This window comes from Candidatus Poriferisocius sp. (assembly GCF_965219815.1).
Classification (GTDB): domain Bacteria; phylum Actinomycetota; class Acidimicrobiia; order Acidimicrobiales; family Bin134; genus Poriferisocius.
In genome coordinates, this window is sequence record NZ_OZ244791.1 from 645,537 (window position 1) to 667,844 (window position 22,308).

Genomic DNA, 22,308 nt, shown 5'->3' on the forward strand with positions numbered 1-22,308 from the left:
TGATGACCGATATCGAACCGTTGCCATCGGACGAATTTCACCAGGAGCGAATACTCCAAGATTTTCTTACCGATGACGGTGTTTGGACAACTGTCTACTGCTCTGGCGATCTGACCCTGTTTGCCGGATTCGCACCGCTGTCTTCTGTGCCTGAACTCTTGAAGAAATACGCCTGGGATGTCCGCATCGGGAGTGGAGGGCCGTCGCTTTGGGAGGATTCCAGCGGGGAGCTTGGGTATTGCCGTTCCGGCGGTAGCCACGGCGTCGAGCCCATTGCCATCATCCAGGACCACATGGGTGTGCTGCCTCGGATGCTCCCCCAGCTTCTTCAAGAGTTCTGCCTCTACCACAACCTGTGGCACGCAGACGGGAATGTCTACAAGAGGCTGACTGACGACGGCACCGCGGAGATTGCCTGTGAAGTGGGCGAGGACCTCGTTCGGATACGAACGAAACTGTTGAGGCAATTCCAAGCGGCATCCCAGCTCGTGCTCATCAAGTACGTGGATTCGATCGTCGCCACCGCAGGTTCCCATCACTGCGGTTCCCCTGTGCTGGATCGCGAAATTAGAGGCGAAGAGCACTTTCTGCGTCTTTTCGTACGAGAGAACGAATCGACGAACGACAAGTTCTCCTTGCTGACAGGCAAGAAGGTGATATTGCCTCCGTCCAGATCTGAGTGCGGGCAATGGCCGTTTGCCAGGCAGGAAGATGTGGAATTTCAGGAGTTCGTCATTGGCGAAACTCCAGAGGGCGATCCCATCAAGAGCACCTGCGATCCTGATGCTCTGGACAATCACTTTGACCTCAATCCCGGTGCGCCCCACTATCTCACGCCCGTCTACTTTTCCTCAGATGTGCTTGACCGGTACTACTCCGACCCCAAATACGAAGTGCGAGACGGCTATCTCGCCTGCGGAGGCCTGTGGGGGGTAAGAGTGGACAACAACCATCCCGAACATGTGATGGTGTGGCTGGGCGACCTCGGTCGCGATCTGCCCGAGAAGGAGCGCCACCACTGGCTCACCCACAACGTCTTCGTACCCGATGGGATCCCCAGCGAGACTGCAATCAGGAGGCAACTCCTGGGGCAATGGGCCGACGCAGACTCCCCGGCCTGGCGGCTACAGGCGGCGTACACGAGATTCCGGAATGACTGGGCTGCTGAATGGGGCTGGGACTTGTTCAGAGACCCTGACGACGATGACCCCCAACTCCTCGCCTGCCTCCGTGTCCCGCCCAGAGGAGGGGACACGGAGTTTGGCGAACAAGTCAAAGCACTTCACCGATTGTTGGTAGAGAGCATCAACACTCGACAACTGAAATCAGAACTGCTGGCGAGCGAGAAGGACGAAAAGTCGATTGCCCTACTCGAACGGTGGCTCGACCACAATGCCCACCAACAACGAGAGCAGGACGTCGGTTACCTGAGAAAGATCAACGATCTCCGCAACGTCGGCGAACACCGGGCTGGGAGCAAGCGCAAACAGGTCTTTCAGAAGCACCAAATCGCCGACGACAGGCGTGAGGCGATATCCGCCCTCTTCGAAGAGGCAATCTCACTTTTGGATTCCCTTGGGAAGATTCAGGTTGAAACCATCATCGAGCAACGATGACCACAGCACATTGTCCCACGCGCCCTATGTCGCAAGGTCATGTACCGCAGCAGGCGAGACAATTCCGAGGTTAAGACTCAAGGGCCTCGGCTATGGCGTCAGTGGCCAATGTGCGCAGATCGCCGGCCTATCCCCATGTGCTGCCCGCTTGTCCTGATCGCTGCATGTGCTTCCCGGAGGCCCAGGCTGGTTGCATGCACTCAGTTACATTGAAGTGTTGCGGAGCGGCGTAGTCTCAAGCCATGGACCCGGCTCTTCAGGAACTAAGCGTCTTGTTGTCAGAGGCTGCCGTTCGAAACGCCGCTGCCACTGTGGCAGACCGGATTTCTGCGGCGAAAGCGCGGAAGAGGGACAAGGAAACGATCGCGGCCCTAGAGGACATTGTCAATGAGTTGCTTGCTGACAAGTCCGAATTGGTGCGGATCGCTCAGGCTTTCGACGACGAACTGGTCGCGCAGCGGCTGTCATCGGACGACGTAAATTTCATCACCGAGAACCTGTTGCCCCTGATCCGGCAACTGATGGAAGTGTCAGACCAGGATGTGCTTGAGCCACAGATGCTGGATGCGCTCAAGTCGATTCTTGCGGCCGAGACATTGACGATCATGCAGCTCATCGGCTTCAACTATCGACAGGCGATAGGTAAGCCCCTGACTGAGCTTGCCGCGGCGGCAATTACATCGCGAATGCCTCAAGATCAGACGCAGAGCCTGGATCTTCAACAAGCACTGGTTGAAAGGGATATCGCTCTGGCTGAACTCGCAGGCGATCCTGAAGCATGGGCTCGATTCGTGGAACTCAGGCCCAGAGGCACCCAATAGTGGCGTGGGTGAAGTTCTGCTGTGTGGGCCGGGGAGGATTTGAACCTCCGAAGGCTAATGCCGACGGGTTTACAGCCCGTTCCCTTTGGCCACTCGGGCACCGACCCAACGAGGGACCACACTACCGGCCAGCGAGTCGGCGGCCCTACTTGTTTCGGGTGTGGTTTCAGGACCGACGATGTCTAGCCGCGGCCGAGCCCTGCAACCACGAACCATGTCCGTCGGAGCTTGTCCGATTCGAACCTGCCGAGTTGGGCTTGGCGGCGTAGTTCTTCTAGTTCAACCCCGGCGTCTTGCAGAGTCTCCTCGATCAACACATCAAGCTCCTCGTCTGTGATGTGATACACCTCCGATTCAGGCACAGACGTCATGGTCGTCTCCCTCGGCAACGCTGCACCGACATGGTGTCGGAACAGATGACAGTTTCTCAGGTTGTCGCCCTGTGTTGGCATGAATATCGCAGCTAGTGGTGCGGTAGGTTCGGGTGATGCCTACGTTTGATGTTTCTTCTGAGCTGGACATGCAGGAGGTCCGCAATGCGGTGGACCAGGCCGCGAGGGAGATCCACAGCCGCTATGACTTCAAGAACACCGGTAGCGAGGTGGCCCTGGGCGAAGGTGTTATCACCCTGCGATCCTCCAACGAGGACCGGCTGGCTGCGGCCCGTCAGGTGCTGGAGGAGAAGCTGGTGCGGCGCAAGGTCTCGCTGAAGGGGGTGAACTACGGGTTGGTGGAAGACGCGGCCGGAGGGACGGTTCGCCAAGAAGCGGCGCTGGCCGCGGGCATCTCGGCCGACAAGGCCCGGGAGCTGAACAAGTTCATCAAGAACCTGGGCATGAAGGGAGTCTCATCGCAGACCCAAGGGGGCCAACTTCGGGTGAGCGGCAAGAAGCGGGACATGCTCCAAGAGGTGATCGCCGCCCTCAAAGAAGCCGATTTCGCTATCCCCCTCCAGTTTGGCAACTTCCGAGACTGACCAGCGCTCACCGGGCGGGCAGGTAGTGGAACCCTCTTCCCCGGCCTGCGTCTGAGCTCGGCACGAGCCAGCCTTGCTGGGCCATTTCCTTCAATCGGTTCGTGGCGGTGGCGGTTGATACTCCGGCCAACTCACGATACTCACCAGAGGAGATCCGCCCCCGCTCGCGGGCCCAGGCCAGCACCCACTCACCGGACTCGGCACCAGGTTGCAGGCCGAGGGCTGCTTTTGCCTCTGGGCTGAGCTGCCAGGCACCAGGAGTGTCATGGGGCATGGCGATGGGCGACAGCAAGGGTACCCCTGGGGTGGCCAGCCTGTATTCGGCCACTCGTCGCAGCGCAGCTTCGGTGTCTCCCTGGGAGCGTTGAAGCAGCGGAGCACAGGATTCACTGGTGAGGAAGGGCGATTGCGGCTGCGCCGCCCGCCAGACGAGCAGAGCGGCATCCACGTCGTCGCGGCCACGCGGGGGCTCCAAGTCGGCGAACAGCCGGTACCAGTCTTCATTCACCGGTTGCCCGTAGAGGTCTATGCGGACGGCCGGGTCGGATAGGGCTGTGATGGCAGGCGGCCGACTGCCGATGCGGACCATCTCGGCGAACATCATGTCCACACCGACACCCTCCTGTTCCACGAGGCCGATCAGCCGCAGTGCGTTCATGAGGGTTCGGTAGCGCGGCACGGAGTGGTGGGTAATGATGTTGTTCTCGGTGACGCCACCGATAAGCCCGCCGGGCGAGGTGACGCGGAGGTGATTTCCGATGTGCTCCACTACCGTGGGTCCCGGCAAGCTCCACTCCCGGTGGCAGACCGCATTCAAAAGCGCCTCACGCAGCGACCGCCGCGGGATAGCCCACACCTTGTGGACCTGAAGCCCGATGGTGATCTCCGTCACCAAATTGTGATCATTGGCCCGTGCTTCGACTGCCAGAACCTCTTCCAGCAGCGAGCGGCCACCTTCCATGATCCGCACGATGGAAGGCCCACCGGGAACGTGCCGGTACGAGTAGTCGACGGCCGGCTGCTGACGCACCGCGAGAAGCATCTCGCCTGCCTTGTTCAGATGCTCGCCGTCGTCTGCAACCAGCCCGAGCCTGCCCAGCAGATCGCGTATTGGGAGCTCTGCTCTAGGAGAACCGTCGCCTGACATTCGGCCTCGAAGCGTCTCTATCGCAGACGGTGCGATCGAGATGATAGGGGTGTGCGACGGCATGTTCGAAACGTCAGCCGCAAGGTTGGCGAACAGCGCTCCCATGAGTTCGGTCCTCGTGGCCGGTACGCATCTGGCATCTATCCGGTGTTGGTATTTTCCCTGGTACGGCACCGGCTCAAGGGCTTGGGGCACTTCGATGATCAGGATCTCTGTTCCGTTGGCAGTGACTCGGTCGACCTGCACCACCAGCTTTCGATCGGTCAGGTCGTAGATACGACTTCTCAGCCACTGCGGATCGGTTTCCGCTCCGATGATCCGGCCAGTCTTGTCGTCCACGCCAACTACCAACGCTCCCCCTCCAGCCGAGTTGGCCATGCAGGCCGCCGCTTCGGCTAGCTTCTCTGCCGCCTCGTTGTTGTGCGGAGAGCCGGGCATGATCGATCCGTCGCTGGCTCGGCGGCCGGCCTCCTCTTTGATGTCGACGACGGCTGACTCCAATTCGTCCGCAGAGGCGCCGCCTTCGCTCAAGGCCCGCAGAACGCGCTCAACCTCTTCGCGGCGTTGTGGTTGTGGCAAGTAAGTGAAGGTTGCGCGGCTCACGCGTCCGTCCCCTTTAGGATTTTTGCTCAGAAAAACCCTAACATATGGTCGTCAAGCGAAACTGTTAGGATTTTCTGTCGAAAAAATCCTAATACAATGCCATCAGGAGAAACTATTAGGATTTTCTTTCGGGAAAATCCTAACGAAACGCCGTCGGCCTGATTTCTTAGGGTTTTTCCGAGGGATGGCGGTGGCTTAGTACGCTTGGGGTACCCACTCGCCGGAGCGGAGGCGGCGGATGCGCTCTTCGGCGGGGGGGTGGGTGCTGAACAGGCTGCGGAAGTTGGTCCGGCCGGTGAGGGGATTGACGATGTAGTGCGATGCCTGCTCCACCGGGACATTGACCGGGATGCGTTGGGAGGTGGCATTGAGCTTCTCCAGCGCTCGGGCCAGGGGCTCGCCGTCGCCGATGAGCCGGGCGGCGGAGGCGTCGGCTTGGTATTCCCGGGTGCGGCTGATGGCCATCTGGAGCAGGCTGGCGGCGATGGGGGCCAAGATGGCGGCCAGGATGACTCCGACCAGTTCCCCAGGGCCGTTGTCGCGGCCTCGGCCGCCGAAGAAGATCATGCCCCACACCGCGATGCGCGACGCGAAGGTGATGGCCATGGCGATGGCCGCGGCCACCGATCCGATGAGGATGTCCCGATTGCGGATGTGGGCCAGCTCGTGGGCCAGCACTCCCCGGATCTCCTCCCAACTCAAGTGATTGATGAGTCCCTCGGTGACGGCCACCGCGGCGTGTTTGGGATTGCGGCCGGTGGCGAAAGCGTTGGGCTGGGGATTGGGGCTCACGTACAGCTTGGGCATCGGTATCTGGGCCTTAGCGGTGAGCTCCTCCATGATGGCGTGGTACTGGGGAAGCTGTTCAGGAGTGACCGGTACGGCCCGGGCTGAGGCAATGGCCAGCTTGTCGCTGAACCAGTACGACCCGCCCACCACGATCACTGCGATGACAATTCCAATGGCCAGTCCGCCGCTGCCGCCCAGCAGCCCGCCGACAGCCACGAACAGCGCCGCCATCAGCACCAGAAGCAGAAATGTCTTGAACGTGTTCATGCCCGGGATCACTCCTCTTGGATCTGCTAGCAGGTTATCGGAGTGAAGAGACCAATCGGCAATGACCGATAGGGTGCGGCCGCTCGCTCAATAGTCGGGCTCTCGCAGTTCGGCGTAGCCTGCTTCGGCTTCCAGGGTGCGACGCCTCCAGAGCCCGCCCAGCCATACCGCGAATATCGTGAGCACGAAGGGGATCATCAGCACGAACTCTCGCGGTACTCGTTCGGTGATATTGATCTGCGATTGGATTCCGATGGCATCGGCGAAGCCGAAGAACAGTCCGGCGAGAGCCGCACCGATGGGGTGCCATGCCCCGAAAATGACTGCCACAAAGGCGATGAAGCCCCGCCCGTTGGTCATGTTCTCGGTGAAGTTGCGCAGTGTCCCGACCGACAGTTCCGCCCCGCCGAGAGCACACAGAGCGCCGGAGATGAGCAGTGCCTGTAGTCGCACGATCGATGGATTCACACCCGCAGAGCGGGCCGCGAACGGGTACTCGCCCACCGCGGCAAGCCGCAGTCCGAACCGGCTCCGCCTCAATACAATCCAGGCAACCAGCACTATCAGCGGGGTGATCCACACCAGAATCGAATGCTCCGAGATGATGACCCCAGCACCTGAAGTGGCCCCGCGTACGGGACGGGGAAGCACAACGTCGGTGAACATGGAGCCGCGTATGTCGAATATGGCCCCGAGCGCGAAGGCCGTACCTCCAAGTCCGATTGAAGTGAGCCCCAGTCCGGCAATGATTACGTTTGCACCGAGGGGGCCGATCACCCACCAATAGACCGCAGAGAGTGTCATACACACGCCGATGGCGGCAAGGATCCCAAGCTCCACCGATCCGGTGGCATCGCCGATGGCCACGGTTGTGAATGCGCCGGAGATCATCAGCCCTTCGAGCCCCAGGTGGAAGATCCCCGCCCGGAAGGCAAAAACGCCTGCCATGGCGACCAGAACGAGCGGGGCCGCCGAGCGGAGTGTCGTGGCGAGGACCTGTTCCATCAGCCCGCCACCGGTTTTGCAGCGAGCCCGGCCCGCCGTCGCCGCACAGCCCGGAACTTGATGGTGACCAGGAACGCCACCATGCCGTGAAGCAGCACGAGGGCGGGCGGAGGAAGATCCGTCACGATCGGCAGGAACAAGATGGCCGACTGCAAGCCGCCGAAGAAGACCGCGGCCACGACAGTGCCCCAGACACTCAGCATGCCCACCAGAGCTACTACTACGGCAGTGAAGCCCACTTCAGGTGAGAACCCAGTGACCAGTCGCGCCCCGGGGCCGTGGAGTTCCACCGCACCGGCGAGGCCGGACAGCGCCCCGGAGAGTGCGAAAGTGCCGAGACCCACACGGCGCACGTCTATGCCCTGCCAGCGGGCCATTGTCGGGTTTCTGCCGACCAGCGTCATCGTCAACCCGAAGCGGGTGCGCTCCAATAGGAGCCAGACCAGCACGGCCACACCGCCGACGAGGAGCAAAGCGGTGACCGACACGCCGGAGCTGTCGGTGATGCGGAACGCTTCGGGTATGCGTTCGCTGGCCGCTGTCTGGCCTGTTCCCGACGGGTTGCGCAAGGGTCCAGAGGTCAGGTACTGGAGCACCAGCGCACCGATGAAGCTCATCATCAGCGTGGTCAGCACCTCGTCAGTACCGAACTGCACGCGTAGGTAGCCAGGAAGCAGCGACCAGGCCATCCCCGCCAGAATTGCTGCGATCATCCCACACATGATCACCAGCGGTACCGGGCCTTCGCGCCAGCCCAAAGAGACGACGAGGGCCGAGCAGGCCCCCACATAGAACTGTCCCTGCCCCCCGATGTTGAAGAATCCCGCCCGGAACCCGATCACCACCCCCAGACCGATGAGCAGCAACGGGATCGTCCAGCGGATTGTAGAGGTTGCGGCACCCGTCGCGGTTATCGACCCTTGGATGATGCCGGACAAGACGGTGCCCACGCGGTAGCCGCTGACCCACAGAATCAAAGCTGTGAGTAGGAAAGAGATGACAACGAGCAGAACGGTGGATGCCACGCGTTGCAGGCCACCGGTCATCGGAGTGCCCCTGTCATGGCATCGCCCACCGCTTGGCGGTCATAGGGCGCATTGAAGCGCGCCACAATGCTCCCGCCGTACATCACGAGAAGGCGGTCGGAGAGCTCGAACAACTCGTCAAGATCGGAGGACACCAGCAGGACGCCCGCCCCCGCGTCTCGCAATCCCCGCAACGAGCGACGCACGAAGTTCGTGGCGGAGAAGTCCAGGCCGCGGGTGGGCTGGGCGGCAACAAGCACCTCGAGCCCGGAGGCTAACTCCCTCGACAGCACTAGGCGTTGAACGTTGCCACCAGAAAGGCTCTCGGCGGGTTGTGCGACAGTGTCGTAGCGCACTCGCCAAAGGTCCATCGCCTCGGACGCTTGCCGCTTGTACTGGCGCAGCGAGATCAGCGGGAACTGCCGCCGCCTCCCAATGAGGCGGAGCGCTGATTGGTTCAACCAAAGAGGGGCGCTGCGGCTGATCCCCTCGCTATTGCGGTCGAAGGGCACCAGGCGCAGACCTCGTAGTCGCCTCCGGGCAGGAGGAGCGCGGGTCACCTCTTCTCCGCCTAGAAGCACTGAGCCCTCGGTGACGGCGCTCAGACCTGCGATCACCGAGACGAGGCTTCGCTGACCGTTTCCCTCCACGCCGGCGATTCCCACGATCTCGCGGGCTTCGACGGTGAGGTCGATACTGGCAAGCCCGGGCTCGAAGGCTGATTCCCGGCTTGAGACTCGCACCAGTTCCAACAGCAACTGCTGCTCCGCGTTGGCGGCTGCCTCCACTGCGATGGCCCGGTCGGCATCTGATGCGGGCCCGACGATGGCATCGCTGAGCTGGCCCTGCGACACCCCGGAAATCTCGCTTGGCCCCAGGACCAGTTTGCCGTCGCGCAGCACGCTTACGGTGTCGGCGACGGCAGCTACCTCCCGCAGCTTGTGCAGCACGATGAGGATTGTCACCCCATCGTCGCGTAAGCCCCGAAGCCGCTCGAACAATGTGTCGGTGGCTGCCGGTGTGAGCAGGGCAGTGGGCTCGTCCAACAGCAGGATTCGCGCCTCGGACGCCAGTGCTCGAACGATCTCAAGCGACTGGCGGGTCTCAACGGGCAGATCCCGGATGCGCGTCGCCAGCACATTCGTGCCGCCGACCTCGGCTACCTCGTTTTGCCAGCGACGGTACAGCTCGGTCCGCCTGTAGACCGAGTGGCTTTCCGGACGGGCGGCGGTCAGCTCCAGTGCCTCCGCCACGGTGAATGAAGGAGGCAGGGAGAAGTGCTGGTGCACCATTGCCAGACCCGCGGACTTGGCGGCGCGTACGTCGCCGGGAGGGATCTGATTGCCTGCTATGCAAACGGTGCCGTTGTCGGGGGCCTGAAGGCCGCCCAATACCTTGGCGAGAGTGGTCTTGCCTGCCCCGTTCTGGCCGACCAGCGCGTGGATGCGGCCCGCGGCAAGGTCGAGGCTGATGTCGTGGAGGGCTTGGACCGTGCCAAATGAGACGCCGAGAGACCGGCAGCGAACCGCCGGTACTTCGGCGGATGCCGGTCCGCTCGGCACCGTCATCAATACGAGGCTATCGGCCTCAGAGTTCGGGGTTGAAGGGAACTTTGAGGGATCCGCTCTTGATCTGCGAGCGAGCCTCTTCGATCTCATCAAGCGTGGCGTTGATGATCTCCACCATCTCCGTCGGGCCGTTGGCGAGGAACTCGGGGCTGATCACCAGGTCCACGCCGCCCTCGGCCACACCGGCGCCGATGTAGCCGGGCGTGTAGTCGTCGCTGAGGGCGTGCTCGACTTGATCGTAGAGAACCTGGGCCCAGTACAGCAGGACGCTGCCGATCACGGCCGGGCTGTCGAAGTAGTTCTCCGAGCCGCCGATCACGTAGCCGCCCTTCTCTTCGGCGGCCTGGATGACGCCGAGGTCGGTGGCCGCGGCGTCGGTCATGATGACTTCCACCCCGCCGTCGTAGAGCGCAGCGCCGAGTTCTCGGCCTTTGGCGGGATCTTCGAAGGAGTCGGCGAATGCCGCCTCTCCCGTTATGGCGGAGTTCTTGGTCTGGGCTGCGGCCACGAAGGCGTTGTAGTCGGCGTTCAGCGGCGGGATCGAAACACCGCCCACGAACCCCACCTTGCCGGTGGTGTTCAGTGCGCCCGCCAGAATGCCGGCCAAGTAGGTGCCCTTGTAGTAGTCGAATCCAATAGAGACGAGGTTGTCGACGCCTCCCTCGAATCCGAATACATGGATAAAGCGAGTGTCAGGGAAGTCCGGCGCGACGGCGACGACGGCATCCTGCATGGGTGGGAAAGTTACCGCGATGATGTCGGTGCCTTGGTTGGCCAGGTTGCGCAGGGTGGTTTCGAAGGTTGACGGATCGGTCGCCTCGATGAACGTCGTTTCGGCGCCAAAGTCGGCCTCCACCATCTCGAGACCTCGCACAAGATCGTCGATGGGACCTAGATCGCCGGCCTTTTGGTTGGCGACAAGGGCCACCGACGGTGCCTCGGCGGGTTCGGGGGCGGGCGTCGGAGCGACAGTCGGCGCCTCGGTAGGATCGGGCGTCGGTGCCTGCGTTGGTGCATCGGTTGGCGCGGGGGCGGGTTCTGGGTCGGCGGAGCCTCCGTCGTCATCGTTTCCGCAGGCAGCGGCAATGAGGGTGAGGGCCAGCAGGATGGCCGCGAACTTGAGTCGATTTCTCATCAGATTCCTCCCTGCTCATGGCAGTGAGTTCACTTTAGTGCAGATCTTCAATTAATCGAAAGTAAAGATTTTCAATTAATCAAAATAAGTTCAACGCCCGACCGGCCTGGGTGACTCAACGGCCCTCCCAGCGAGGGGCCCGTTTCTCACTGAAGGCCCGGATCCCTTCCTCGCAATCGGACGACGTCAGCACCTCAACCAGTCCCGGAAGGTTGGCCATCCTTGCGTCAGCCGCGGTCATATGGGGGGTGCGGTGCACGATCTGCTTGATCGCCCGCAGCGATAGGGGGGCGCACGCCAGCAGTTCCTCCAACCACCGGTCCACTGCGGCGTCGAGTTCCGCCGCCGGAACGACTTCGTTCAACAAACCCAGGGCGAGCGCATCGGCGGCGCTGAACCGCTTGCCGGTCAACAGGACTTCCATGGCCCACTTGGCGGGAAGCTGTCGAGCCAGCGACACGATTCCCCCGTCTAGGGGAAGGCGACCGAGGCGAGGCTCCACGAAACCCAAAACCGCGTCCTCTGATGCCACCGCCAAGTCACACCCCACCACTAGCTCCAGGCCGCCTCCAAGGGCATAGCCGTTGACCCTGGCCAGCACGGGCACATCTAGTGAATCGCGCAGCGGCAAGTGGCCGAAGCCATCTCGGCGGGGTCGCAGCCAGTAGTCGAGGTCCTTGGCGCCCTCGGCGCGCATGTCGTCGCCGGCGCAGAAGGCGCGGTCACCGGCGCCGGTGAGCACCACTACCCGCACCGAGCGGTCAGCTTCGATGGCTTCCCAGGTTCGCAGCAGTTCGTCTTGGTGGGCCTCGTCGATGGCGTTGAGCCGGTCCGGGCGGTTGATCGTTACCCGGGCGACGTGGTCGGTCACGACTAGATCAATGCTCATGCCAGAACTCCCGCAGTTACGAGCGCCTTCACGCGCTCAGATTCGATTCCGTAATCCGCCAATGCCTCGGCTGTTCCCTCGCCGAGGCTCGGCGGAGAGTGCCGCACGGATGCTGGTGTATCCGGGAGGTGTACTGGAGAAGCCAGCGAGCGGAGCGGCTCAAGAGCCGGTCTGGGCATCTCCACGATCATCGGCGCGGTATGTGGGTCGTCCAAGGCTTCTTCGAGGGTTCGTACCGGCGCGCAGAGCACGTCTTGGGCCTCGAGACGCTCGATCACGTCAGCAGAGGTGAACCGACCGATGGCCTCGGCGATCAAGGCCTGAAGGCGGGGTCGGTTGACAGCTTGATCGGCCATAGTTGCGAAGTCGGGCTCGGCCGAGAGGTCTGGCATCTCAAGGGCGGCGCAGATGTCGCGCAGCGGATTCGGCTTGAAGGCACCCACCACGACGACTTCGCCGTCGGCTGCGGCAAACGTGCCCACCAGGGGGAGTCGGGCCCAGTTCACGATGCCCCGGCCCATCAACGACGTGGTGGCTTCCAAGATCTGCATGGCGAGAAGGGAGTCGTAGAGCGAGACTTCGACCCTCTGGCCGAGTCCCGTGCGGGTCCGCTGAAGCAGCGCCATGAGGATTCCCTGCACCATGTGCATTCCGGCGGTGTAGTCGGCAAGCGATACGGGATAGATGGCGGTGGGATGGCCGTCGTCGGCCTTGTGCGACATCGCCCCGGTGAGGGCCTGCGCCAGGATGTCCTGGCCGCCCTTGTGGGCGTACACCCCTTCGGTGCCGAAGCCGGTGCCTTGGGCATAGACGATGCCGGGATTGATCCCCGACAGGCGTTCGTAACCCAAACCCAGGCGGTCCATCACGCCGGGCCGGTAGTTGTTGACCACCACGTCGGCCCCCGCCACGAGTTCGTCGATCAGGGCCAATCCCTCGGGTACGCGGACATCGACCACCAGGCTGCGCTTGTTGCGGTTCACCGCCCCGAAGGCGGGATGCTCGGCGCCGTCGGGGTCGACGATGGCGTGGCGGAAAATATCGCCGCTGCCGGGACGCTCGATCTTCAGCACGTCTGCCCCATGGTCGGCCAGAAGCTGAGTGGCGACTGGGCCCATCATGATTTGCGAGAAGTCCAGAATCCTTATCCCGGCCAGCGGCTGGGCCGCGTTGCTGTCCGCGGCCCCGCCGCTCACGGGGCCCCCTTCGCAGGGGGGCTGGCCGGGCGCGCCCGGGGGGAGGGGATATCTCCCGGGTCGGCGCCTTGACGGCGCAGGCGGCGCTGGACTGCTGCGACGTCCGCTTTGCGGACGGCAACACCGGAGTCCAGCGCCTCGACGGCGGCCGTGCCCGCCGCCTCGCCCATCGCCATACAGGGAGGGATTTCCCGAGACAGCTTCTGGGCCTCGGGAGTCACTGAGTAGTGCCGCCCGGCGACCAGAAGCTGTTCCACTTTGCGCGGCAGCATTGCCCGGTACGGGGTGTAGTAGCCGCGGCCGCGGGCCACGCTGTCGGTAAAGTGCACCCGGTTGACCACATCGTCTTTGGTGACGACGTACTCGCCGTCGATGAGGCGCGATTGGCGTACCCCGATCTGGGGTGCCACGTCGATCACAACAGCCTTCTCAAACCCCGGATATTGCCCGCGCACGTATTCCACGAGGCTGGCGATTCTCTTGCGCCCCTCTCGGTCGGCGGCGGTGAGATCTTCCACCCTCAGCCCGTCGTATCCGGTCATGTGCGGACAGTTGCACCACACCACGCCCGGCAAAGGTGTTTTCAACCACCACATCGCCCAGGAGCCGCCGAGGATGCGCCGCGCCTCGCGGTTGACCGCGTGGCACTCGGCGGGTTGGGTGTGCTCAAAGTGCTCGGCGGTATCGGTATCCACGTTGCCGAGGCGAAAGACCGTGGTCACCATGTAGGAGCCCTCCACAAAAGGAGCGCCCGCGGTGGCGGCTACATCGGCGTCGCCGCTGGCGTCGATCACAACATCGCCCAGGACAGCCTGGGGACCGGTCTTGGTTTCGCAGATCACACCGGAGATGGTGTCGCCCTCCATGATCGGCGCCGAAAACCATGAGTGGAGCCGGACTTCGACCCCGGCCTCTTCGACGAGGTCGTTTGCCACGCGCTTCCATCCGTCGGGATCGAAGGCCACGGCGTAGACGATGGACTTCTTGGGGCCTTTGGCATAGAGGTCGAACACACCCCAACGGGACCAGCGATTCCACATCTCGTCGCTGAGTACCCTGTCTTCGGGTGGCGCATAGACGGCCAGTTCCAGCACCTCGAGGCGATCCACCATCTCCTGGGCGATCCCGTGAACGGTGACCTCCTCGGCGCCATCGGCAAAATCGTCGAGCACCAGCACCATTCCTCCTGCTGCCAGGCCTCCCAGATGGGCGTAGCGCTCCAGGAGAGTCACGCTCGCCCCTTGGCGGGCGGCTGAGACGGCCGCGGCCAAGCCAGCCGGCCCGCCCCCCACCACGACCACGTCGCTTTGGGCCATCACTGGCGCATCGGTGGCCGGTCGGGTGACTAAGGCGCCCATCGCCTCAGAAGCTCGGAGGGGTTACCACCCACAGCGACACCGAAGTGACATCGCCGGGGTTCTCGTACCAGTGGGGGATGGTGGAGTCGTAAGAGATCGAGTCACCCGCCCGCAGCACGTAGCGGGTGCCGCCGACGTTGACGGCGTGGGTTCCCTCCAGGACGATGCCGAATTCCTCGCCTTCGTGCATGAACGGCGTGTCCTCGGTGGAGTACCCCGGCTCGGTCTCAATGCGGATTACCTCAAGGGCGCTGTCGGGTCGGGCGGTGAGCAATTCGGCCACGACCAGTTCATCGTTGGGGAGATTGAGTCGGCGACGGTCTTCACGTCTTACCACGGGCGAAGTCATCTGCTCGCCGGCGACCAGACGCGCCACTGGAATGCCGAGCGCGTGGGCCACCTGCACGAGCGTGTTGAACGACGGGTTGCCCTGTCCCCGTTCAACCTGCGAGAGCAGTCCGGCACTGACCCCTGAGGCCGAGCCGAGTTGCTCGAGCGTCCAACCCTGGAGTTTGCGCAGCCGCTTGATCTCGTTGCCCACCACTTGCACGGTGAGCGGCGGGCGATCGGCGTCGTGAAGGCGGACGATGGAGGGTGGGTTGTGCCAGTTGGAGTTTTCGTTGTTCTGGTCTGGCGAGTGCAAATCGGTCACTTCCACGAGAGGATGGCTATCTTCATCAAAGTATATTATTTCAATATGGTGACACAGGGGCACCAATCGCACGTTCTGATAATTGGCGCCGGCGCCTCGGGCTCGGTCGCCGCCGCTCGCCTGGCAGCCGCCGGCTTCAAGGTGGTCTGTCTTGAGCAGGGCGACTGGGTTGGTCCGGCAGATTACATGAGTGCCCAACCAGAGGCTGAGATGGCATGGGTCGAGCGTTGGAATCCCGATCCCAATGTCCGCCAGGGACTGGCCGATTACCCTCTGACCGGCGACGCGGATGTTCGCCCCGTTATGTACAACGGGGTCGGCGGAGGGCTGGTGCAGTGGGCAGCCATGTGGCAGACGCTGCTGGCCTCGGACTTCAGGGTGCGGACACTCGACGGCATCGCCGACGACTGGCCGATCGGCTGGGGCGATCTGGCTGATTGCTACGCACAGGTGGCCCGTGACATGTCGGTGTCTGGCTTGGGCGGCGACCCGGCCCTGCCCGAGATGGATCCCTACCCCAACCCGCCGATACCCATCGGCAAGATCGGACGGGTTGCCGCCGAGGGGATGGACCGCCTGGGCTGGCACTGGTGGCCCGGTGCCAACGCAATTGCCTCCCGCCGCCACGGCAACCTTCAGGCTTGCCAGCGGCGGGGCACATGCATGATCGGATGTCCGGAGAACGCCAAGGCCACCCCCTCGCTCACCCACTGGCCTTCCGCGCAGGCCGCCGGCGCCCGCTTGGTGACCGGTGCTCGTGTGACGGCGGTCCCCGTGGACGAGCGGGGCCGAGTGCAAGGCGCTGCATACCTGGATCGCGATGGTGTAGAGCACTTCCAGCCGGCGCAGGTGGTGATGCTGGCCGCGAACGCGGTGGGGACCGCTCGTCTCTTGCTGTTGTCGGTGTCACCACGGTTCCCCGACGGTCTGGCCAACTCTTCGGGACTGGTGGGACGACGACTTATGCAGCATCCTTACCGCACGGTGACGGTCGTTTGCGAGGAGCCCCTCGACAGCTGGCAGGGTCCCTGGGGGCAGGTCATCTATTCGCTGGAGTTCGCCGAGACCCACCCCGACCGTGATTTCCTGCGCGGTGCCAAATGGATGGTGATGCCGCATGGAGGGCCCATGTTTGCCGCAGCGGAATACCAGGAGGCTCACCGCCGCGAGGACTTCAATGCCATGTGGGGAGCGAACTTCCATCGGGCGGCCGATGAGGTGTTCGGACACGCTTTCACCTGGGGCATCCAGGCCGAGGATCTCCCCGAAGACGACAACCGGGTCACCCTTGATCCGACGATGTGCGACTCGTCGGGACTGCCCGCCGCTCACGTCGAGTACCGGGTGTCGGAGAACACCAGAAGAATGCTCGACTTCAATGTGGCACGCGCCGTTGAGGCGGCAGAGGCATCGGGAGCAGTGTCCACCCTCGTGCGCGACGTGTGGCCTACCGGAATCGGTCATGTGCTGGGCACTACCAGGATGGGCAACGATCCTCAGACTTCAGTGGTGGATCGTTGGTGCCGCGCCCACGACGTGCCCAACCTCTATGTGATCGACGGCGGTGTATTTGTGACCGGCGGGTCGGCCAACCCAACCGCCACGATCATGGCGAACGCGCTACGGGTGACCGATCATCTGATCGAGGCTCGGGCGTCGCAGGAGACTCCTGCATGAGTGGCTCTGGGCCGACACCAGCCCAACGTCTCACGCTGGACCGTCTGGCCGATGTGCTCGTGCCTGAAAGACGAAATATGCCTGCGGCCTCAGCGGTCGGCGTTTCGGAGGGCCTGCTCGATCGGGTTCTGGAAGCTGCCCCTGCTCTTGCCGAGCCGCTGCTGTCTCTTCTCGATGAGGCACCTGTGGAAGGCCTCGATGCCTTCGTGCGCCATCTGGCCTCGCAGCGGCCCGGTGACTTTGGTGTGCTGTCCACGACTGTTGTGGGTGCCTATTTTCTCAGCGCCGAGGTACGTCGACTGATCGGCTATCCCGGCCAACAGCCCAGCCCGCTGTCGGTCGCATCCGAGACCGACTATCTCGACATGCTCGAACGGGTTTACGAGCGCCATCCCGGCTATCGGGAGTGCTCATGACCTACGTGATCGGTCCCACCTGCATTGATGTCAAAGATGCTTCCTGCGTGTCCAAATGCCCAGTGGACTGCATTTATGCGGGTGAGCGGATGCTCTACATCAATCCCGACGAGTGCATCGACTGCGGGGCTTGCGAACCGGCCTGCCCAGTGGAAGCCATCTATCCTGAGACGTTTCTCCCCGCTGAATACCAGGAGTTCACCGATATCAACGCTGGATTCTTCGAAGTGACCGGCCTCAAAGCACCAGGCGGTGCCGCTGGTGTGGGACCTGTCGACGCCGACCACCCGGTTGTGGGTGCCTGGCCGCAACTCCCGGCCACCTGAGATCACGCCTGTCAGCGGTCGTAGTAGCCGGAGTAGACGTAGACGCAGGGGACGTCGGCCCCGGCGTACATCTCCACGTTGCGGGGGTCGTCTTCGAGGGCGTAGAGCAACTCGAATCCGTGGTGACGGAGGTTGTCCACCTCGGTGGCCTTGTACGCCCGCGACGAACCGCCGCTGTTGGGGGGCCGCAGGATCAGCAAATCCCAGCGGACCTCGTGCATCTTCAGCCAGCCCAGCGTGTCGCTGAGTAGGTGCCAGGGGCGGGCGGTGAGCAGCACCACCGTGAGGTCGGCGGCCAGTGAGCCGACCAGGGCCACCGTCGCCTCCAACGGGGGGTCGTCGGGGCAGCCGGCGAAGAACTCATCCCAGCGGCGGGCCTGGGCCAAGTGCTGGCGGTTGCTGCCGTCGGAGATCACCCCGTCGACGTCCACGATCACCGCGGGGCCGCCACCGATGGGGCCGTCCCGCCATCGCCAGTGGGAGGGACCGTCGTATTCGCTCAATCTTCTTGGGGGGACTCGGCGGCCCGGGTGCGGATCTCGTCCACCACCGACTGATCGGCCAGGGTGGTGGTGTCGCCCAGGCTGCGGCCCTCGGCCACGTCCCGCAACAGGCGGCGCATGATCTTGCCGGAGCGGGTCTTGGGCAGGTCGGGAACCAACACCACCGTCTTGGGCCGGGCGATGGGCCCGAGCTTGGTGGCCACATGCTGGCGGACCTCCTCGCCCAGCTCGTCGGTGGCGTCGTGGCTGCCTCGCAAGATCACGTAGCCGATGATGGCTTGGCCGGTGGTGTCGTCGGCCGCGCCCACCACGGCGGCCTCGGCCACCGCGGCATGGTCCACCAGGGCCGACTCCACCTCGGTGGTGGAGATGCGGTGGCCGGATATGTTCATCACGTCGTCCACCCGGCCGAGCAGCCACAGGTAGCCGTCGTCGTCTATCTTGGCCCCGTCGCCGGCGAAGTAGCGGCCCTCGAACCGGCTCCAATACGTGTCCCGATAGCGTTCGGGATCGCCCCAGATGCCCCGCAGCATCGACGGCCACGGGCGGGTGATGGTGAGGTAGCCGCCGCCCCGCTCCACCGGGCGGCCGTCATCGTCCACCAGCTCGGCGAACACCCCGGGAATGGTGTGGGTGGCCGATCCCGGCTTGGTGGTGGTGACGCCGGGCAGCGGGGAGATCATGTGGCCGCCGGTCTCGGTCTGCCACCAGGTGTCCACTATGGGACAGCTCTCGCCGCCGATGTGGGTGTGGTACCACATCCACGCCTCGGGGTTGATGGGCTCGCCCACAGTACCCAGCACCCGCAGGCTGGACAGGTCGTGCTTGGCCGGCTCCTGGGCGCCCCACTTCATGAAGGTGCGGATGGCGGTGGGGGCGGTATAGAGCTGGGTGACGCCGTAGCGCTCCACGATGTCCCAGAGGCGGTCGCGGCCCGGAGTGTCGGGGGTGCCCTCGTAGATCACCGAGGTGGCGCCGTTGGCCAGCGGGCCGTACACGATGTAGCTGTGGCCGGTGACCCATCCGATGTCGGCCGCGCACCAGTACACGTCGGTGTCGGGTTTGAGGTCGAACACGTACTTGTGGGTGAAGGCCACCTGGGTGAGGTAGCCGCCGGTGGTGTGCATGATCCCCTTGGGCTTGGCGGTGGTGCCCGAGGTGTACAGCAGGTAGAGCAGCGCCTCCGAGTCCATGGGCTCGGGCGCGCAGTCGGCCGACGCGTCGACCATGAGGTCGTGCCACCACAGGTCCCGGCCTTCGGCCATGTCGACATCGGTGTCGCAGCGGTTGACCACCACTACGTGCTCCACCGACGCCGCTCCCTGGCTGAGGGCAGTGTCCACGTTGGGCTTCAGCATCGAAGGTGCGCCTCGGCGGTAGCCGGCGTCGGCGGTGATGATGAGCCGGGCCTCGGCATCCTCGCAGCGGTCGACGATGGAGTCGGGCGAGAAACCGCCGAAGATCACCGAGTGGGCCACCCCGATGCGGGTGCAGGCCAGCATGGCCACCGGCAGCTCGGGGATCATCGGCATGTAGATGGCCACCCGGTCGCCCGCGCCCAGTCCCAGCCCTTTGAGCACGTTGGCAAACTTGGACACCTCGGTCAGCAAATCGGCGTAGGTGATGGTTAGGGTGTCGCCCGGCTCGCCCTCCCAGTGGAAGGCGATCTTGTCACCCTGGCCCGCTTCCACGTGGCGGTCGAGGCAGTTGTACGACACGTTGAGGGTGCCGCCGATGAACCACCGGGCAAAGGGCAAATCCCATTCCAGAACGGTGCTGAAGTCGGTGTCCCAGCTCAACAGGTCGCGTGCCTGTCGGGCCCAGAACGACTCGTAGTCACCTTCCGCCTCGTCGTAGAGCGAGCGGTCGTTGGCCAGTGCGGCCGCGGCGAAATCGGCGGCCGGAGCGAAGGTGCGATCCTCGACGTAGTAGTCCTCGATGGTGGCGTCAGCCATGGTCGGTCCTTTCCCATGCTCTCGCGGGACAGCGCGGCGAGCCTACATTCTGTCGTCTCACAGAGGTTATGGTCAGATAGTGGAGCCACTTCGGGCTAGGAGTTGATCGGCGGTTATGGATATCCGGGTTGCCACGCTGTGCGATTTCGCCCAGGTGCGGGAGGGGCTGTTGTTTGTGAGCTCGGCGGGCATCACTCGGGTGTATCGGGAGTCGTTCCCCGCGCCGATAGGGGTCATGCTGGCGCTGGTGCTCGAGATGTCTCCAGTGGAGGCCGCTGAGCCCAACAAGATCAAGGTGCGGGTTGAGGACGCCGACGGGCGCAAGCTGGCCGAGATGGTGGGCGAGGTCCAGGTGAAGCTGGGCTCTGGTCACGATCCTGGCGAACTGGTCAACGTGCCGTTTGTGGCCGACTTCCGGGCCATGAAGCTGCCATCGCCGGGTCGCTATCAGGTGGCCATTCATCCAGAGGTCGATGGCGCTAACCCGGTGGCGCTGGGATTTCGAGCCGCGGCGCGCAACAAGGCCTGATTCGGCTTATCTCGGCGTAGGCACGTCCCATTCGGCCACGGTGAATCCGCCCAGACCGGTGGGATCGAGCAGGGCTTCGGCTTCGATGGCCCGGCTGCGACCGGCCACAGCGGCCAGATCGCCTTGGGCGGCTCCCGACTGCCAGGTGGCAATCCCCTCAGCCACCAGCTCTTCGATGCCGTGGGCCCGCAGCCATGTGGCCTGATCGGTGACTCGGGTGGGTTCGCACACTGCGGCGAGTTGGTCGAGGGCCACTTCGCCGGTGATGTCTTGGGTGCCGGGGGCGGTCCACGGGTCGTCACCCCGCTCGTGTCCCCGATAGGTCCGCAGCCACTCGGGCCAAGGCCGGGCGGCCATTTCCTCGGTGGTGCTCATGTAGTCGAAGACCACCACGGTGCCCTGGTCCAAGATCGAAAGGGCCTGAGACAGCCACACACAGGCTTGGTCTTGGCGGGGGGTCAAGCGGGTCTCGGGATTGGGGCGCTGGTCGCCTATCTCGTTGCCGCCGGAGTCGAACAGGCGCAGCGGCAGATTGTCGAGCAGCTCGTTGGCCACGATCACCCCGGTGATCGGGCGGTTGGGCATGTCGGCTTGTGAATCGCCAATGGTGTGGGCAGCCCGCCCCGCGGTGCTGCGCTCCACGTTGACCCAGCGCAAAGCGGGTGTGCAGCCGGGCTCGGCCTTGGCCACGGTACGGGCCAGGGTGCCTGGTCCGGCGCCGGCGTCGATCACGGTGAACGGATCGGGCTTGCCTAGCTCGTTCCAGCGGTGGTCCAGCATCCGGCCCACCACCGCGCCGAACAGCGGTCCCACCTCGGGGCTGGTGATGAAGTGGCCGCCGCGCCGTCCGGCTTGGCCCGACTCGTAGAACCCGTGCTCAGCGTCATACAGCGCCTGCTCCATGAACTCGGCGAACCCTGCCATCGAAATCAGAGAACCTTGCTGCCAAACACGGCGGACCCCACCGTTCAAGTATGGCTATGCAGACAACTGGGAACCTCAGCGGTGCGCGGCATTTGTGTTGTCAATACACTGTGGTGATCGAACGAGCGGAACCGCATGGATTGCGGTATCCAGCACTGGAGGCACCATGACTGAGACCCCGATGAGCCGGCCCGGCGAGGTTGCCGGTTGGCCGAAGCTGACCGTTGAGTACCGGACCTATCCGGCCGGCATTGAGCAAGTTCTCCCGCCGGGGCTCACGGCGGGCGAGCCGATCGTGACCGTGGGGGTGTACTGCGTGCCCGTGCTGGGCGAACCGGAGTACGGCGTGAGCGTGAAGGTGCCAGCCAGCTGGAAGGGCGTGAGCGGCCAGTACAGCCTGGGCTTGGGCATCGATCAGGAGGCCGCCATCTTCATTAGCGGCGAGACCAACGGCCAGCCCAAGTACCCGTGCGACATCCGCTTCTATCGCCTGGGCAACCGGGTAGAGGCCCGGACCATCCATCAGGGCTACACGTTCCTGGAGTTCGAGGGCGATGTGACCGGAGCGGTGGAGCCGAAGGCGGGAGAGTTCACCGAGCACGAGTGGTGGACCAAGTACTCCCGGGCCATCGGCGGCGCGGAGAAGGAGTACGACTTCCCGCCCCACGTGGTGGATGTGGCCACCACCTTCGAGCAGGCCCACGTCGAGGAGATCGACGGCGAGCTGCGGCTGTTGGACAGCCCCTGGGATCCCGTGGCCCGTTACTTCCCGATCGTCGAGCAGCTCTCGGCGCAGTTGGTGACCAATCGGATGATCGACCGGCAGATCACCAACGCCGGCCCGCTCGATCCCGATGCGTTCTGGCCCAGCGCCGACGTCATCAGCGGCTCCCGCTGGCCCGGCACCCGGGGCGGCCCCCGCCAGCCCTAG

The 22,308-nt window shown here is 63.9% G+C and carries 22 protein-coding genes and 1 tRNA gene; 8 read left to right on the forward strand and 15 right to left on the reverse strand.

The window, feature by feature from the left end; all coding sequences use genetic code 11:
* Nucleotides 1–2 precede the first annotated feature (2 nt).
* Complete coding sequence (locus ACOQPI_RS03200) at nt 3–1,616, forward strand: hypothetical protein (RefSeq protein WP_420618255.1); 1,614 nt, start codon at nt 3–5, stop codon at nt 1,614–1,616.
* A 242-nt stretch (nt 1,617–1,858) separates the two neighbouring features.
* Entirely contained in the window at nt 1,859–2,437 is a 579-nt protein-coding gene (locus tag ACOQPI_RS03205; RefSeq protein ID WP_420618256.1) for a hypothetical protein, read from the forward strand.
* Nucleotides 2,438–2,461: 24 nt separating this feature from the next.
* Here ACOQPI_RS03205 and ACOQPI_RS03210 read toward each other — a convergent pair.
* Nucleotides 2,462–2,544 (reverse strand) — tRNA-Tyr (locus tag ACOQPI_RS03210).
* 75 nt (nt 2,545–2,619) lie between these two features.
* Nucleotides 2,620–2,808 (reverse strand): hypothetical protein, encoded by a 189-nt coding sequence (locus tag ACOQPI_RS03215; protein WP_420618257.1) that lies wholly within the window; start codon nt 2,806–2,808, stop codon nt 2,620–2,622.
* Nucleotides 2,809–2,924: 116 nt separating this feature from the next.
* Between ACOQPI_RS03215 and ACOQPI_RS03220 the strand changes: the two genes are divergently transcribed.
* Entirely contained in the window at nt 2,925–3,413 is a 489-nt protein-coding gene (locus tag ACOQPI_RS03220) for a YajQ family cyclic di-GMP-binding protein (protein WP_420618258.1), read from the forward strand.
* Nucleotides 3,414–3,420: 7 nt separating this feature from the next.
* Here ACOQPI_RS03220 and ACOQPI_RS03225 read toward each other — a convergent pair whose 3' ends face one another.
* From ACOQPI_RS03225 to ACOQPI_RS03270, 10 genes are all read right to left on the reverse strand, one after another.
* Nucleotides 3,421–5,091, reverse strand: coding sequence for an RNA-binding domain-containing protein (locus ACOQPI_RS03225; RefSeq protein WP_420618259.1), 1,671 nt, complete (start codon nt 5,089–5,091; stop codon nt 3,421–3,423).
* A 267-nt stretch (nt 5,092–5,358) separates the two neighbouring features.
* Nucleotides 5,359–6,219, reverse strand: coding sequence for a M48 family metalloprotease (locus tag ACOQPI_RS03230; RefSeq protein ID WP_420618260.1), 861 nt, complete (start codon nt 6,217–6,219; stop codon nt 5,359–5,361).
* A gap of 87 nt (nt 6,220–6,306) precedes the next feature.
* A complete protein-coding gene (locus ACOQPI_RS03235; RefSeq protein WP_420618261.1) occupies nt 6,307–7,224 on the reverse strand; it encodes an ABC transporter permease in 918 nt (305 codons plus the stop codon).
* Complete coding sequence (locus ACOQPI_RS03240) at nt 7,224–8,270, reverse strand: ABC transporter permease (RefSeq protein WP_420618262.1); 1,047 nt, start codon at nt 8,268–8,270, stop codon at nt 7,224–7,226. Before ACOQPI_RS03240 ends, ACOQPI_RS03235 begins: the two co-directional genes overlap by 1 nt.
* Nucleotides 8,267–9,817 (reverse strand): ABC transporter ATP-binding protein, encoded by a 1,551-nt coding sequence (locus ACOQPI_RS03245; RefSeq protein ID WP_420618263.1) that lies wholly within the window; start codon nt 9,815–9,817, stop codon nt 8,267–8,269. The genes ACOQPI_RS03240 and ACOQPI_RS03245 overlap by 4 nt, the downstream gene beginning before the upstream one ends.
* A gap of 19 nt (nt 9,818–9,836) precedes the next feature.
* Nucleotides 9,837–10,952, reverse strand: coding sequence for a BMP family ABC transporter substrate-binding protein (locus ACOQPI_RS03250; protein WP_420618264.1), 1,116 nt, complete (start codon nt 10,950–10,952; stop codon nt 9,837–9,839).
* 115 nt (nt 10,953–11,067) lie between these two features.
* On the reverse strand, nt 11,068–11,841 hold the full coding sequence (locus ACOQPI_RS03255; protein WP_420618265.1) for an enoyl-CoA hydratase-related protein: 774 nt from the start codon (nt 11,839–11,841) through the stop codon (nt 11,068–11,070).
* Complete coding sequence (locus ACOQPI_RS03260) at nt 11,838–13,037, reverse strand: CaiB/BaiF CoA transferase family protein (protein WP_420618266.1); 1,200 nt, start codon at nt 13,035–13,037, stop codon at nt 11,838–11,840. The genes ACOQPI_RS03255 and ACOQPI_RS03260 overlap by 4 nt, the downstream gene beginning before the upstream one ends.
* Nucleotides 13,034–14,395, reverse strand: coding sequence for an FAD-dependent oxidoreductase (locus ACOQPI_RS03265; RefSeq protein ID WP_420618267.1), 1,362 nt, complete (start codon nt 14,393–14,395; stop codon nt 13,034–13,036). Before ACOQPI_RS03265 ends, ACOQPI_RS03260 begins: the two co-directional genes overlap by 4 nt.
* A gap of 4 nt (nt 14,396–14,399) precedes the next feature.
* Nucleotides 14,400–15,047, reverse strand: coding sequence for a helix-turn-helix domain-containing protein (locus ACOQPI_RS03270; RefSeq protein WP_420618268.1), 648 nt, complete (start codon nt 15,045–15,047; stop codon nt 14,400–14,402).
* A 45-nt stretch (nt 15,048–15,092) separates the two neighbouring features.
* Here ACOQPI_RS03270 and ACOQPI_RS03275 point away from each other — a divergent pair, with 45 nt between their 5' ends.
* Genes ACOQPI_RS03275 through fdxA form a run of 3 tightly spaced genes read left to right on the forward strand, consistent with a single transcriptional unit; the run spans nt 15,093 to nt 17,466 of the window.
* Nucleotides 15,093–16,724: a GMC oxidoreductase gene (locus ACOQPI_RS03275; protein ID WP_420618269.1), complete on the forward strand. Its 1,632-nt coding sequence runs from the start codon at nt 15,093–15,095 to the stop codon at nt 16,722–16,724.
* Nucleotides 16,721–17,140: a hypothetical protein gene (locus ACOQPI_RS03280; protein WP_420618270.1), complete on the forward strand. Its 420-nt coding sequence runs from the start codon at nt 16,721–16,723 to the stop codon at nt 17,138–17,140. Before ACOQPI_RS03275 ends, ACOQPI_RS03280 begins: the two co-directional genes overlap by 4 nt.
* Entirely contained in the window at nt 17,137–17,466 is a 330-nt protein-coding gene (gene fdxA, locus ACOQPI_RS03285; RefSeq protein ID WP_420618271.1) for a ferredoxin, read from the forward strand. The genes ACOQPI_RS03280 and fdxA overlap by 4 nt, the downstream gene beginning before the upstream one ends.
* An 11-nt stretch (nt 17,467–17,477) precedes the next feature.
* On the opposite strand, the gene ACOQPI_RS03290 is transcribed toward fdxA, so the two are convergent.
* Together ACOQPI_RS03290 and acs are read right to left on the reverse strand one after the other, a co-directional pair.
* Nucleotides 17,478–17,969 (reverse strand): hypothetical protein, encoded by a 492-nt coding sequence (locus ACOQPI_RS03290; RefSeq protein WP_420618272.1) that lies wholly within the window; start codon nt 17,967–17,969, stop codon nt 17,478–17,480.
* Nucleotides 17,966–19,924, reverse strand: coding sequence for an acetate--CoA ligase (acs, locus tag ACOQPI_RS03295; RefSeq protein WP_420618273.1), 1,959 nt, complete (start codon nt 19,922–19,924; stop codon nt 17,966–17,968). Before acs ends, ACOQPI_RS03290 begins: the two co-directional genes overlap by 4 nt.
* Before the next feature lie 115 nt (nt 19,925–20,039).
* Between acs and ACOQPI_RS03300 the strand changes: the two genes are divergently transcribed.
* Complete coding sequence (locus ACOQPI_RS03300) at nt 20,040–20,453, forward strand: DUF6941 family protein (RefSeq protein WP_420618274.1); 414 nt, start codon at nt 20,040–20,042, stop codon at nt 20,451–20,453.
* Nucleotides 20,454–20,459: 6 nt separating this feature from the next.
* On the opposite strand, the gene ACOQPI_RS03305 is transcribed toward ACOQPI_RS03300, so the two are convergent.
* Nucleotides 20,460–21,377, reverse strand: a complete 918-nt coding sequence (locus tag ACOQPI_RS03305; RefSeq protein ID WP_420618275.1) for an SAM-dependent methyltransferase — start codon at nt 21,375–21,377, stop codon at nt 20,460–20,462.
* A gap of 166 nt (nt 21,378–21,543) precedes the next feature.
* On the opposite strand from ACOQPI_RS03305, the gene ACOQPI_RS03310 reads away from it, so the two are divergent.
* Nucleotides 21,544–22,308, forward strand: coding sequence for an acetoacetate decarboxylase family protein (locus ACOQPI_RS03310; protein WP_420618276.1), 765 nt, complete (start codon nt 21,544–21,546; stop codon nt 22,306–22,308).

Excerpts from the sequence above, each read along its gene's own strand:
- ACOQPI_RS03200 (WP_420618255.1), top strand. The coding sequence starts at position 3 with ATGACCGATATCGAACCGTTGCCATCGGACGAATTTCACCAGGAGCGA.
- ACOQPI_RS03205 (WP_420618256.1), top strand. The coding sequence starts at position 1,859 with ATGGACCCGGCTCTTCAGGAACTAAGCGTCTTGTTGTCAGAGGCTGCC.
- ACOQPI_RS03215 (WP_420618257.1), bottom strand. The coding sequence starts at position 2,808 with ATGACGTCTGTGCCTGAATCGGAGGTGTATCACATCACAGACGAGGAG.
- ACOQPI_RS03220 (WP_420618258.1), top strand. The coding sequence starts at position 2,925 with ATGCCTACGTTTGATGTTTCTTCTGAGCTGGACATGCAGGAGGTCCGC.
- ACOQPI_RS03230 (WP_420618260.1), bottom strand. The coding sequence starts at position 6,219 with ATGAACACGTTCAAGACATTTCTGCTTCTGGTGCTGATGGCGGCGCTG.
- ACOQPI_RS03235 (WP_420618261.1), bottom strand. The coding sequence starts at position 7,224 with ATGGAACAGGTCCTCGCCACGACACTCCGCTCGGCGGCCCCGCTCGTT.
- ACOQPI_RS03240 (WP_420618262.1), bottom strand. The coding sequence starts at position 8,270 with ATGACCGGTGGCCTGCAACGCGTGGCATCCACCGTTCTGCTCGTTGTC.
- ACOQPI_RS03245 (WP_420618263.1), bottom strand. The coding sequence starts at position 9,817 with ATGACGGTGCCGAGCGGACCGGCATCCGCCGAAGTACCGGCGGTTCGC.
- ACOQPI_RS03250 (WP_420618264.1), bottom strand. The coding sequence starts at position 10,952 with ATGAGAAATCGACTCAAGTTCGCGGCCATCCTGCTGGCCCTCACCCTC.
- ACOQPI_RS03255 (WP_420618265.1), bottom strand. The coding sequence starts at position 11,841 with ATGAGCATTGATCTAGTCGTGACCGACCACGTCGCCCGGGTAACGATC.
- ACOQPI_RS03265 (WP_420618267.1), bottom strand. The coding sequence starts at position 14,395 with ATGGGCGCCTTAGTCACCCGACCGGCCACCGATGCGCCAGTGATGGCC.
- ACOQPI_RS03275 (WP_420618269.1), top strand. The coding sequence starts at position 15,093 with ATGGTGACACAGGGGCACCAATCGCACGTTCTGATAATTGGCGCCGGC.
- ACOQPI_RS03280 (WP_420618270.1), top strand. The coding sequence starts at position 16,721 with ATGAGTGGCTCTGGGCCGACACCAGCCCAACGTCTCACGCTGGACCGT.
- fdxA (WP_420618271.1), top strand. The coding sequence starts at position 17,137 with ATGACCTACGTGATCGGTCCCACCTGCATTGATGTCAAAGATGCTTCC.
- acs (WP_420618273.1), bottom strand. The coding sequence starts at position 19,924 with ATGGCTGACGCCACCATCGAGGACTACTACGTCGAGGATCGCACCTTC.
- ACOQPI_RS03300 (WP_420618274.1), top strand. The coding sequence starts at position 20,040 with ATGGATATCCGGGTTGCCACGCTGTGCGATTTCGCCCAGGTGCGGGAG.
- ACOQPI_RS03305 (WP_420618275.1), bottom strand. The coding sequence starts at position 21,377 with ATGGCAGGGTTCGCCGAGTTCATGGAGCAGGCGCTGTATGACGCTGAG.
- ACOQPI_RS03310 (WP_420618276.1), top strand. The coding sequence starts at position 21,544 with ATGACTGAGACCCCGATGAGCCGGCCCGGCGAGGTTGCCGGTTGGCCG.